Origin of the sequence: Phenylobacterium sp. (genome assembly GCF_036677185.1) — a bacterium.
GTDB lineage: Bacteria > Pseudomonadota > Alphaproteobacteria > Caulobacterales > Caulobacteraceae > Phenylobacterium.
Genome location: NZ_JAKFEN010000027.1, coordinates 31,419 through 43,063, shown reverse-complemented (window position 1 = coordinate 43,063; position 11,645 = coordinate 31,419). Strand labels below are relative to the sequence as shown.

General features: G+C 65.2%; 13 protein-coding genes. 6 read left to right on the top strand and 7 right to left on the bottom strand.

What is annotated here, in order from left to right; all coding sequences use genetic code 11:
• Window positions 1–3: 3 nt before the first annotated feature.
• Both V6M51_RS16415 and V6M51_RS16410 read right to left on the bottom strand, forming a co-directional pair.
• Window positions 4–363, bottom strand: coding sequence for a PilZ domain-containing protein (locus V6M51_RS16415; RefSeq protein ID WP_332768886.1), 360 nt, complete (start codon window positions 361–363; stop codon window positions 4–6).
• 61 nt (window positions 364–424) lie between these two features.
• A complete protein-coding gene (locus tag V6M51_RS16410) occupies window positions 425–640 on the bottom strand; it encodes a hypothetical protein (protein WP_332768885.1) in 216 nt (71 codons plus the stop codon).
• Window positions 641–1,031: 391 nt separating this feature from the next.
• Between V6M51_RS16410 and V6M51_RS16405 the strand changes: the two genes are divergently transcribed.
• Together V6M51_RS16405 and V6M51_RS16400 are read left to right on the top strand one after the other, a co-directional pair.
• A complete protein-coding gene (locus V6M51_RS16405) occupies window positions 1,032–2,576 on the top strand; it encodes a sensor histidine kinase (protein WP_332768884.1) in 1,545 nt (514 codons plus the stop codon).
• Complete coding sequence (locus V6M51_RS16400) at window positions 2,573–3,070, top strand: response regulator (protein WP_332768883.1); 498 nt, start codon at window positions 2,573–2,575, stop codon at window positions 3,068–3,070. Before V6M51_RS16405 ends, V6M51_RS16400 begins: the two co-directional genes overlap by 4 nt.
• A 125-nt stretch (window positions 3,071–3,195) precedes the next feature.
• Here V6M51_RS16400 and V6M51_RS16395 read toward each other — a convergent pair whose 3' ends face one another.
• Genes V6M51_RS16395 through V6M51_RS16385 form a run of 3 tightly spaced genes read right to left on the bottom strand, consistent with a single transcriptional unit; the run spans window position 3,196 to window position 5,217 of the window.
• On the bottom strand, window positions 3,196–3,549 hold the full coding sequence (locus tag V6M51_RS16395) for a TadE/TadG family type IV pilus assembly protein (RefSeq protein WP_332768882.1): 354 nt from the start codon (window positions 3,547–3,549) through the stop codon (window positions 3,196–3,198).
• Window positions 3,550–3,598: 49 nt separating this feature from the next.
• On the bottom strand, window positions 3,599–4,024 hold the full coding sequence (locus V6M51_RS16390; protein WP_332768881.1) for a TadE/TadG family type IV pilus assembly protein: 426 nt from the start codon (window positions 4,022–4,024) through the stop codon (window positions 3,599–3,601).
• Complete coding sequence (locus tag V6M51_RS16385; RefSeq protein ID WP_332768879.1) at window positions 4,021–5,217, bottom strand: pilus assembly protein TadG-related protein; 1,197 nt, start codon at window positions 5,215–5,217, stop codon at window positions 4,021–4,023. The genes V6M51_RS16390 and V6M51_RS16385 overlap by 4 nt, the downstream gene beginning before the upstream one ends.
• A 509-nt stretch (window positions 5,218–5,726) precedes the next feature.
• On the opposite strand from V6M51_RS16385, the gene V6M51_RS16380 reads away from it, so the two are divergent.
• Window positions 5,727–6,875: a hypothetical protein gene (locus tag V6M51_RS16380; protein ID WP_332768877.1), complete on the top strand. Its 1,149-nt coding sequence runs from the start codon at window positions 5,727–5,729 to the stop codon at window positions 6,873–6,875.
• Window positions 6,876–7,006: 131 nt separating this feature from the next.
• Here the strand turns inward: V6M51_RS16380 and V6M51_RS16375 are convergent, their stop codons facing one another.
• Window positions 7,007–7,213 carry a hypothetical protein gene (locus V6M51_RS16375; protein ID WP_332768875.1) on the bottom strand — a complete coding sequence of 69 codons (207 nt, stop codon included), beginning with the start codon at window positions 7,211–7,213 and terminating at the stop codon, window positions 7,007–7,009.
• Between the two features lie 340 nt (window positions 7,214–7,553).
• Here V6M51_RS16375 and V6M51_RS16370 point away from each other — a divergent pair, with 340 nt between their 5' ends.
• Window positions 7,554–9,689: an ATP-binding protein gene (locus V6M51_RS16370; RefSeq protein ID WP_332768873.1), complete on the top strand. Its 2,136-nt coding sequence runs from the start codon at window positions 7,554–7,556 to the stop codon at window positions 9,687–9,689.
• Window positions 9,690–9,803: 114 nt separating this feature from the next.
• Here the strand turns inward: V6M51_RS16370 and V6M51_RS16365 are convergent, their stop codons facing one another.
• On the bottom strand, window positions 9,804–9,983 hold the full coding sequence (locus V6M51_RS16365) for a hypothetical protein (RefSeq protein ID WP_332768871.1): 180 nt from the start codon (window positions 9,981–9,983) through the stop codon (window positions 9,804–9,806).
• Window positions 9,984–10,559: 576 nt separating this feature from the next.
• On the opposite strand from V6M51_RS16365, the gene V6M51_RS16360 reads away from it, so the two are divergent.
• Window positions 10,560–10,778 carry an IS66 family transposase gene (locus V6M51_RS16360; RefSeq protein WP_442957865.1) on the top strand — a complete coding sequence of 73 codons (219 nt, stop codon included), beginning with the start codon at window positions 10,560–10,562 and terminating at the stop codon, window positions 10,776–10,778.
• A 292-nt stretch (window positions 10,779–11,070) separates the two neighbouring features.
• Window positions 11,071–11,475, top strand: coding sequence for a helix-turn-helix domain-containing protein (locus V6M51_RS16355; RefSeq protein ID WP_332768869.1), 405 nt, complete (start codon window positions 11,071–11,073; stop codon window positions 11,473–11,475).
• Window positions 11,476–11,645 lie beyond the last annotated feature (170 nt).

The window sequence follows — 11,645 nt, the reverse complement described above, 5'->3', positions numbered from 1 at the left end:
TGTCTAGCGCGCGCTTCGTTCGATCCAAAGCCGGCGCGCGGTCTTCTCTCGGCCCGTCAGAGGTGCGCCCAGATCGCATTGGCGCGAGAATGAAAGGCCGATCTCACTGCCCCGTCGCCACGCGATTTCGCCCTCGAAGGCATCGCCCGAACGACAGACCAGCAACATCAATGGCTGCGAAAGATCATCCGGCGCGCCTAGCCGAACACGCGCGCCAGAATCGGTCAGGTCACGGATCGTGCAGTCGACGGTCAGGTCGGCGGGGCCGTGAATCAAGATGCCGGTCAAGAGAACCCTTCGCCGGAGTTCCTCACGGCGTTCCGCGCCGACGGCTTGGGAAGGAGGGGGCGGACGCTCGACCATGAGATCAGGATGGAGTTGAAAGCTTGAGGCGGGCTTTACGGGGCCCGCAAGAAGGTCGCCTCTAAGCCCAGGCCGCCTCCGGTTCATCGCCCAGATCAGGAGCTATCGGTGCGGCTTCGGGCCGGCCGCCGCCGCCCGCAACGGCCACAGCCTTCAGATGCCAACTTGCCGCTTCATCGATCAGGCGTCCGCGCTCGGTCATGTTCGCCGCCCGCGCCTGGCCCAATAGCTCGTCAGCCTTTCGACGATAGGATTCGACCAGAAGCGCGTCGATCATGCGGGTCTCAATTCTTCTCGAGTGGTCGGCTACCCGACTATTCGCAACGCCGTTCCTTGTCACCCAACCTGGGGGCGAAATGACCCAGGATGTGCGACAAGGGAGCGGCCTCCGCCTCCTATGTCCCGATACGGTCAACCTAACTGAGGTCGCCGCGATTTCGATTGGCATCGAGAGCTCGCGAACGGGAGCCAATCGGCGTCACCGTCGCCGGGATAGGCGCTTTCCTTGGCGTCACCGCGACCAGGGCGTCTTCGGAGGAAGAGATCGGTGATCTTGGCCGCCGAGTTCTTGCACGCTCGTCAGTCGGCCGCGCTCAGTGAATTCAATCCTTCGAAACCACTGTTGGTGCTACAACCTGGGGCACAGGCGCGTCGGAAAGGCCGACCTCATGACGTCACCGTCGTTGCGCACCCCTCCGACTACCGAAAGCCTCGCGGTGCTGCCGCTCGTGCTTGAGACGGCCTTGGACGGTGTCGTCGTCATGGGCGTCGACGGGGTCGTGCGGGACTGGAACCGGCAAGCCGAAGCCATCTTCGGGTGGTCGCGGTACGAGGCCGTCGGTCGGCCCCTGGCCGAACTCATCATCCCAGAACCGCTTCGCCAGGCGCATCGGGAAGGTCTCGAACGGTTCCTCAACACCGGTGAAGGGCCGCTCCTCGGCCGCCGCATCGAGGTCTCCGCTATCCGCAAGTCGGGTGCGGAATTCCCCATCGAGCTATCCATCTCGCCCGTGAACAGGGACGGTTCGATCTTCTTCCTGGGCTTTGTCCGGGACATCTCCGAGCGCCGTCGCCATGAGGAATTGCTTATGCGGCAGGCGCGCGAAGCCGAGGTGTTGAACCATGTCACCACGCTCGCCGCTGAAACCGAGTCGCTCGATGACATCCTGCGTCTTTGCCTAGCCTCGGTCTGCGAACTGACCGGGTGGCCAGCGGGCCATGCCTATCTACCACAGATGGGCGCCTCGCCGCGGCTAGCCTCGAGCATGGTTTGGCATGGCGATCCCAGTCGATTCGGTGCGCTCAAGGCGATCACCGAGGCCACCATCTTCCGCCCGGGCGAAGGCTTGCCTGGCCGCATCTGGAGCACGCGGGAGCCTTTCTGGATCTTGGATGTCGACCATAGCGACCCCTTTCACCGCGCATGGCCTGCCGGGGGGGTGGGCGTGCGCTCCGCCTTTGGTTTTCCCATCATGAGCGGCGGCGAAGTGACCGCGATCCTCGAGTTTTTCAGTCATGAGGCGGCGGAGCTCGATCTTCGCCTTCTGCATATCGTCCGCGTGCTTGGCCAGCAGGTCGGCCGAGTGTTGGAGCGCCGTGTCGTGCAGGAGCGCCAAGCGCTCCTGCTGGCCGAACTCGACCATCGCGCCAAGAACATGCTGGCGGTCGTGATGGGCATGGCCGATCAGACCGCCCGGCGGTCGGACTCGCTGGAGAGCTTTCGCGAGACATTCTCGGCGCGCGTGGGCGCCCTGGCTCGGGGCTACACCCTGATCACCGCCAGCCGCTGGCGGACGACCTCGCTTGAGGCGATCGTTCGCGAGATCGTCGAGCCCTATGTCGCCGAGGGTCAGGCGCAGATGGAGATGAGCGGTGACGCCGTGGTCCTGTCGCCGAAGGCAGCCCTGGCGGTGACCATGATCCTGCACGAACTGGTCTCCAACGCCACGAAGTACGGGGCGCTCTCCAAGCCGACGGGGCGGATAAACCTCAGGTGGGCGGTCCTGGCGGGCGCCCGGCGCAGGGTCGAATTGGAGTGGCGGGAGACCGGCATGAGCGGGCTGCGGCGTCCCACGCGGCGCGGGTTCGGCGCGAAGCTCATTGAGGCCACCGCAAGTCGAGAACTCGGCGGAGACGTTACAACCGAGTTCGCCCCAGAGGGGGTGCGCTATCGCTTCAATTTCCCAGAACCTGATACTCAAGCTGCAGCATGAGACACTTCCACAGATCCGAATTCACGGCGGCTCTACTCGAGCCCGCGACCGCTCACCTCTCGTGCGCTGGCGTCTCGCCAAGGGCGGCTGCGCCAAAAGGCGCCCTTTCCCCGGTCGTGAAGACCGGACGCCTGCGTGTCCTGATCGTGGAGGACGAAATGATCGTCGCCATGAGCCTGGAATCCCTGGTCGAAGACTTCGGCTTCGAGGTCTGCGCCATGGCTGCGACGGGGCCCGAGGCCGTTACCCTCGCCCGGGCGCTCCGTCCGGACCTCATTCTCATGGACGTGAACCTGATCGGCGACATGGACGGCGTCGAGGCGGCGCGACAGATTCGCGAAACCATCGACGCGCGGATCGTCTTCGTGACCGCCTACGGGAGCGGCGAGGTCCTCGATCGCATCCAATCCACCATTCCGCATGCTCTTGTCTTGTCCAAGCCGGTCGTCGGCTCGGCGCTCCTACGCGCGATAGAGCGCACCGACCCCCAATGAGCCGCTCGCCTGGTTGCGCGGGCGCTTACGCGAAATAGGGCAGACAATGTGAGAGGGTGGTTGCCGCTTCGCTCGATTTTAACCGACGCCCGGCGGATCGGGCGCCAAGCCTGACACCCGGTGTTCTACGGGGCGACGCGCAGCACCGTGGTGACGTTGACCTTGTAGGGGACGCTGAATGTCGCAAGCCCTGGCACACCAAACTCGACGACATAGGCCGTGCTCAGATTAGCGATTTCACCCCCATCGACCTCGGCCTTTGTCAGGGTCACGGTAACATCGGGGTTTGCCGAGCCGGCCAGATTCGAGGTCACGATCGCCTGGAGGGCGGGTTGCGTCAACTCGGGGTCGATCACCAGGGCGCGGGAAGCGCGATCCACAGCGTGACGCACGTTAGACAGGCTGTGCTGCGTCCAGCCAAACTGGAAGATACCAAACAGCATCATCAGCATGACCGGGGCGACGACCGCGAACTCCACGACGGTCGCGCCGCGTTCGTCGCCCGCGAGCCTGGGGGCTTTGCGGGAGCTACCGAACACGGACGGTGGTCGTGTCGAGCATGACATCCGCGGAATTGACATCCAATCCCGGCGCGCTCGCGGTGAGCGTTACATAGACGGCGGGCGGCCGGCTGGCCGGACAGAGGTCGGTGCAGGCGATCGCAGTCGTCCCGCAGCGGCACGCGCGCGAGACGGTCATAGCGCTGGTCGCCGGCCGATTTCGCCAGCCGTTCTGAACGAGCGACGCGGCGACCGCGTCGTCCGTTCCCCCGTTCTGATAATACTCGGCGCCGACCTTCAGGGCGCTTCGCATGTCCTGATGACGGTCGGCGAACTCCCAGACCATGAACGAGGTCGCCGCGAGCAGCGCGATTACCGGCGTGATGATCGCGAATTCCACGGCCGCCACGCCGCGCTCGTCCCGTAATCCGCGAAGGAGGATTTGCTTGATCATGCGGTGAGCCTCACCAGGTTTGGCAGGGGGATGGCCGTCATGCCTTGGGCCGAGCAATCGGCGGCGACGGTGGTGTTCCCCGTCCACTGAATTGTCCGCGCAACGACCTGCAAACACCCGTTGACGCCCGAAAAATTGCCCTGGTAGTCGACTTCCTGCGACGCGAAATAGATGGCGCCTGTCATTCGCGAGCCGGCGTCGCCAAGGAACTTGTTCGTGCCGCCAATGTTGCTGCGGTCGCCGAAGAAGAGGACGCCGGAGTAGATGCCGCTCGTCGGCGCGGTGAGGTCGATATGGGCGGAGCCGTTCATCTTCACGTGGCCGCCGTCGGTTATGTAGATCGTGACCCCCGAGCCGGTGACGCTCGCCGTCGCGTTCACCGTCAGGTCGCCCGCCACGTAGTAGACACCCGGCTGCAGGGTTATTTCGCCCTTGAGGGTCATCCCGCTGCAGTAGCGCCCAGGGCTCAGGCTTCCGTTCGCCGGGACGGACCGGCATCCGCCGGTGGGGGAGGGGGCCGGCAGGGCCTTGAACGGGTCGGCGACCGGAGGAGCCCGGGTCGTCGGCGCCTCGCATTTCGACAGGGTCAGCCCGGCCGTGGCCGTGACGCCGCCCGCGGAGATGACGCAATCGGCCTTGAGCTTGGCCGCGCCCTGGACGTTGACAGCGTCTGCGGCGACGGAATTCGCCATGACGCTGCAGCCGTCCAGGGTCAGTTGTGAGCTCCCGGAAAACCGGGCCGCACTGCCCGCGGTCGGATCGAGCGCGAGAATGCAGGCGTCGGCGGCGGAGTTGAACGTCGCCACAGCCCGTGTTGAGAATTTGACGTTCTCCTTGAGGAAAAAGGCGCTGAAGAGCCGCGGCGCTTCAGCGCGCAGGATCACTTCAACCTGTCCGCCGCCCGCGATGTCTTGCGGAAGGACCTCGATCGAACCTCTCGTCGCGTTGAAGCCGTTGTCCTCAGCCGTGAGCTTGGCGACCGCGACGACCTCCTCTTCCGTGGAGCCGGAGCGGTCTTCGATCGCCGCGGCGAAGGCGGCCGCGTCCGCCGCAGCCTGCATCTCCGTGCGCTTGGCGTACCAGAGGGTGGTTTCGACCCCCAAGGCCCCACCGCCGATCACCAGCGGCAGCGCGAGGGCAAACAGCACCGCGACGTTTCCGCCCTGCTCAGCCGCGAACGACCGGAACCGCATCATCGTCGCCCACCCCCAGGACGAAAAGTCCTAAAACACTGTGGGACCATCGTATTGAATCGCGCTTTAAGCAGAGGGGTTAATGCGCAAAAAGAATTCGCCGCAACCGGCGAGGCTGGGCGCGCCGATTTGTGCGGAAACTCGAAGACTTCCGAGCCGTCGATGAGAAACGCCACCGCCCCGTTTCAGCATGGACTGATGCGACAATAGAGCGCATCCGCCGACTTCATAGACGGTTGGCGCGCGATGCATTGCCTGGCTTGTCGCCGCACGGGTTAGACTGAGCCCCTTAAACGCTTGTTTGGAAACGGTTTCGGCGGCAGGTCCGCCAACTTGTTGGTGAACCAGCGTGCGGCGGGCGCGTTGACAGGGTGCCGGGACCCAGTGCTGCGCTGCAGCAATTTATCGTCATGAGCACGGCCTGTTTACCGCAATGTGCGACCAGGTTGGGAACAAGAGTGTCGAGAAAGGACTAAATCTTGCCGGCGGTCGCATGCCTGAGGGTCGCATTGGATGACGATCGAACCGGGCTCGACGCCGACACCGTCAGCCGGCTGGTGGCGAAATTCTCGAGCGCCTACCTGGAGACCCGGTGGACCTGGCCGCGGCGCTTCGAACCATTGACCTCGTATTCGTTCCTCCTGACCGATCCGGGCGCCGACGAAATGGACCCGGCGGAGCTTGCCCGCCTCTCCGATGAATTGCAGATCAAACTTTTCGGCGAGCGGGGCTTTGGGGAAGTCACGCTACTGTTGTTTGAAGGCCCGCTGGAGGCGGTCACGGCCTTCGCGGCGCTCGATGCGAGCGCCGTGGCCCGCGCCTTGGACGACATTTCGCTGCTCCCGGCCGGCGGGCGGCTGACGCAGATCAGGACCAGCGACTGGGAGTTGATCGTCTCCGCCAGGCCGGTCGAGGCCGCAGCGCCAAGCGCGGCGGTTTCGGAACCCCCTTTGATCCGTTTCCAGGGGGTCTACCTGATCTCTAACCAGGTGTTCGTCGGCGACGTGATCTCAGCGACGCCAGCTTCGTCGCGTATGGGTCTGAGCCTGCTCGATGGGCCAGCCCACCTGCCGATCGATCATGTCGCGTTCGACTCAGACTGCCTGGAAGGCGGCCTGGCGATGCTCTCGATCGCGGAGTTCAAGGGCGTTCTCTACTTCCCGGTATCGTATTCTAGTATGGCGCGGCCCAGCACGCGCGCGCTCTATGAGGGCATGTTCGCGAAGCTTCCGGCCGACCGGAGAAGGCAACTGGCCGCCGCGGTTTATGACGTGCCCCGCGACCCGGGATTCAGCGCCATGACCCAGCTCAAACGCACGCTGTCGGCCTATTTCGGGTCGATCCAGCTTGGCGTCACCGACCCGGAATTCCAGGTGGAGAAGTTGCCGCCGGGAATCGTGAGCGGCGTCAACTATGTGCTGCCCGAAGGTGACACGCGCTTCCGTCTGAAAGCGCTTCGTCGGTTCGTCGAGCGACGGGATTTCTACAGGCGTAAGCAGATTTGGGCCTCCATCACGAATGTCCGCACCCGTATGGAGCTGGAGGCCTGCGCGGCCTTGCAGGTGCAGATCGTGACCGGCCCCGCCGTCTGTCCCCTGGGGCTCCAGCCGGTCGGCGGTCGTGTCCGCCCGATGGACCACCTGCCCGTCGCCGCATGACCCCTGGGGGGACGGGAGCGCTTGGGACTTGTAGCCCGCTATCGGTTCAGGGGCTCTGCTCCTGTTGCCAGGCGACCGCCGGATGAAGCCGACACGGACGTCGCCATCGTATCGCGGCATGTGGCGATCCATCACCACCAGGTCGAACGCTGTCGCGGTTGCAACTCGATGGCCTCGACGCCATTGGCGGCGAGGCGAACCTCGCAACCGATCGCCGCGAAGATCGAGCGCATGAGCCGCCGGCGCACCTCGTGATCCTCCACAATGAGCATCCGCAGCACGGACGGAGCCGCTGACCCGATCAGGTCGTGACCTTCTGCGGCGCAATTCGTCAGCATTTCATCGTCGCCTTCGAACGGCGTTGCGAGCCCAGGCCCACCTCACGACACCCCGACTGGACCTATGCCAACCGGAGGTGGTGCTAGGGGCGCGCTGCGGCGATAAGGCGCGGTCGCGTCATACCGGGTGGCCAGCACGGCGCGGCCTCCTGGGGCGCGGCCGGCTCGGGCGGGGGGTAGGGGGATGCGAGCCGGCCGCGGCGCCTGAAGGTCGTGACTTCAAGGCGAACTACCATAACACCAAGGTGAGCGAAGGTGTAGGCCGTCGGGGCGGTCAGCTATGTCACCCTGGATCGGCCCTCCCTGCGGTCAACGCGACTGGGCGCCCGGCGACGATTGCTTGATTGACGCCTCGCCGGCAGACCGCCTGCGAAGCGCCCGCCTGATTGTCGGGCAACCGCCACGCCCGCTCCGCTGCAAGCGCGCGCCGGATCATGATCAGGAGGTGGGGGGCGAACGGCCTGGCCACATGGGCCGCGCCCGGGACGCCGAGCGTCTCAATCGAAGCATGACGGGCGCTGGTGATGAAGATCACGGGTATGGCTCCGTGCAGTCGTCTCGCATGGCGGGAAAGGTGCGAATTTCACACAGCGAGCGCCAATCTGCGGTTGTTAATGGTGCGTCAGGCGTATCGACCTCAAGCTCTGGCCTGATGGAGCGCAAGATGCCGACGTCACCCCGAACACCTCGCCAGCCAGCGACCAACATCGCAAATCCGCACTCGGTCGCCTTCTCCATCCAGCGCCAGCGAAATCTGGTCGTGCAGGGGCTCGGCATGGGCATGGTCTGCCTGATGGGTCTGACCATCCTCCCGTGGCCCGCCGTCCTGGCCTGGACGCTGGTCGCAATCTCTGTCGTCGCCGCGGAGGCCCAGTGCCTGCGACTTATAGGCAGGGGAGGCCGCTCCGCACGGGCTGCTGGCGCCTGGGCGCCGGCGCTTCGGGTTTTCGCAACCACGGTCTACGCCTTCGCGGCCTTGGCCCTGATCGTGAAAGGCGGACCGGGCTTGCGCATGTTCGCCTTCGCCCTGATGAGCGCCTCGATGGTCCACGTGCTCATGCGCCACTACCGATCGCCCTTGATCCTCGCAGCGAGTCTCTCGCCCTACCTCGTCATCCTGGGGTTGGTCGGATTCGGGCTGACGCGCACGGCGCTGCAGCAAGGCCACACGCTCGGCGCCCTCGCGCCCAGCTTCACGATCGCGATGTTCGCAGTCCAGTTTTGGTCGGCGCGCGCGCAGCTCGCGGGCGCCTGGACCGAACTCATGACCGCGCGCCAGGAGGCCGAGGAGCGGGAGCGCGCCGCGGAGGCCGCAAATCGGGCGAAGTCGGAGTTCCTCACCAATATGAGCCATGAGCTGCGGACGCCCTTGAACGGGGTGCTCGGCATGGCCCAGGCGCTGTCCGCCGACCGGCTCACCCGGGTGCAGCACGAGCGCGTCAATGTCATCCGCCGCTCGAGCCAGAGCCTGCTCGCGGTGCTCAACGACCTGCTGGATCTCTCCAAGATCGAAGCCAGCGCCCTGGAGCTTGAGGTGGTCGAGTTCGACTTGGAGCACCTGGTGCGCGGTGTGGTCGCCGCCTATGGGCCACTGGCCGCGAAGAAGGGGCTGGCGTTCGAGTTCGAGATCGCCGAGCTGGCCTGCGGGCGCTATCGAGGCGACTCGGCGCGCATCCGGCGGATCCTCTACAGCCTCTCCGAAAATGCGGTGAAGTTCACCCAGACCGGCGGCGTGACGCTCCGGGTTGATCGCGACGCCGAGCAGGTTGTCTTCCGCGTGATCGACACGGGCATCGGTATCGCCGACAAGGACCTCGCGCATCTCTTCGAAGGTTTTTTCCAGGCCGACTCGACGCTCACGCGCCGATATGGCGGCGCGGGCATCGGGCTCGCGATCTGCGGCGACCTCACCAGACTGATGGGGGGCGTTATCGAAGCCTCTAGCGAGCTCGGCCGGGGGTCCGCATTCACCCTCATGCTACCGCTGCCGCCGGCCGCGGCCTCGGTGGAATCGAAAGCTACCGAGGCGCTTCCAGCCCAAGCGGGACGGCCAGCGGAGCTTCGGGTCCTGGCGGCCGAGGACAACGCCACCAATCAGCTGGTCCTCAAGACCCTCCTTGCGCCGGCGGGCATTGCGCCGACCATGGTGGTCAATGGCCGCGAGGCCCTCGCCGCCTGGGAGGACCAGGCCTGGGACATCGTCCTGATGGATATCCAGATGCCCGAGATGAACGGCGTCGACGCCACGCGGGCCATCCGGTTGCGCGAGCTGGAAACCGGTCGAACCCGCACGCCTATCGTTGCCGTGACCGCCAACGCCATGACCCACCAGGTGGCGGAGTACGAGGCGGCCGGAATGGATGGGGTGGTGGCCAAGCCCCTCGAGATCGCCAACCTGTTCAAGGTGATGGAGCAGGCTCTGGTGCAGGCCGACGCCGCCGCGGCGGAACCCAGCCGGCAGACCTCAGCCGCCTGAAACGGGCATTCGTCCGTAGGCCTGCTATCGGGTCGTGGATCGATGTCTGCCGGCAGGTCTGTCGCATGGTATTCGGGTGACCGACGCCGAACGCGCCGAGTCACGACGACCAGCTCACATCTTCCTGTCACTGAGCTCGACCGGCCGGCCGTCTTGCCAAAGCTCAGCCTCGCCGACGCCCTCGGCCAGCACCGCGAAGCGTTGTCGCGCCGCGTCATCTTCAGGGCACATGAATTCCTCGGGGAGTTCGGCTCGCCCATCAGGCCTTACGATATAGACGCGATAGACCAGCACGGTTTTTGCCTGGAGCGGAGGTCGGCGATCGGCGTCGGTTGTCGTTCAAGAGGGGCGTCGGCACGGTCAAGCTCGCCAGCCGCCGGTGGCCCAAGTCCTAAATCTCCGGGGAGCTTATCAGGGAAACCGCGGCCCGAGTGAGCCGACCCATCCGCAAAGCCTGTTGATCGCCTGAGTGACCGGACCGACGCGGTGTATCTTGCGCATTGAGCGACTTTCGGTGGGAACTTGGTCGCTCGAGATCGGTAGTCCTGAGGTTACGGCAAGGCGAACCTCAAGCCACCACTCACGCACAAGGCGCGCGAGGTCCGCCTTCCCGAACCGGCTCGGTACGGCCGCATCGCCTATATCGGAACGCCGGTGGAGGACATCGAGCGCATCGTCCACGCTTGCCGCGCCCACGAACTCGCAGCCAGCCTCCTCGGCCCCGGCGGTTGTGACCATCCGCACAACCGGTTCATCATCGACGAGCAAGACCAGGAATTGCGGTGGGCGGCCCATTCATGCCTAACAGGCTGGAACGGTGGAAGTTTCCACGGTTGAGGTCCACGGAGCCTACGACCCGACCGGTAAACGATATGTCCACGATTCGGGCTCACTACCCGATCAGGGGGCCCGCCCACCTGCGAACTCCGATGGGCCGGGCTCACCCACTTGCTGGAGGACGGCCGCATCGCGATCGACAACAACATCGTCGGGCGCTCCACTCTGCCTCTGGCGCAGCCCCGAAGGAACCGCCAATTCGCCGGCGGCGACCGCTGGGCGACCCGCGCTTCGCTCATCGAGGCGGCTTAAATCAATGACATCGATCCCAGGCCCACGTCACCTGAGCTAGACTGGTCGGTTCAGGGAGTGGTTGGGCGATTGCCCCAGGCGGCGGCGGCGAGATGGAGACGATGGGGATTTATTCGCCGGAGGGCGGGACCAGCCGGGCGGGGCATATTGACGTTGATGGGAGCTCCGGCTTGACGGTTTGCATCAAATGTTGGGGCGACATCGCAAGGCTGCCACGGCTGCGTCCGATTGCCCCCTATGTGCCTTTGGCGGCCTGGCCCATGCTGCCGCTTGTATCATTGAGGACATGACGATGAGCGTTGAGGTTTCGCGTAAGAGCCCTGATCGGTTGGATCTGGCGCTTGGCGCTACGGTGCGAGTACGTCGTCGGGCCATCGGCATGTCCCAGGAAAGCCTGGCCGAACAGTGCGGCATCAGTTTTCAGCAGATTCAAAAGTACGAAAACGGACTCAATCGTATCTCGTTCTCGCGGTTGGTGCAGATCGCACGCGCGTTGGGCTGCCGGGTCGCGGACCTGATAGACGTGCTCGACACATCGGGCGTCGAGGCCGCGAGCTATAATGACGTGCTTCGTCAGACGCGCACGGCGGGGGCCCTGGAGTTGCTCGACGCCTTTGAACGCCTACCGAAGGAGGCCCGCGCCTCCCTGCTCGACCTGATGCGAAGCCTGACGGCGACAGAGGCTAGCAGAGCCTGAGGCGGCGCAGTCCCCATCGACCTGGGCCTTGCGCTCGACATCATCCGGCGGGCGCGGAGCGATGATTTCGACGCGGCCCTCGTCTTTGCCGCGACCCGCATCTGACCGAAGGCGCAACGGAATTGCGCCAGATCGCTGCGGACAAGGGGTGCTGCATCAGGATGGCGTCA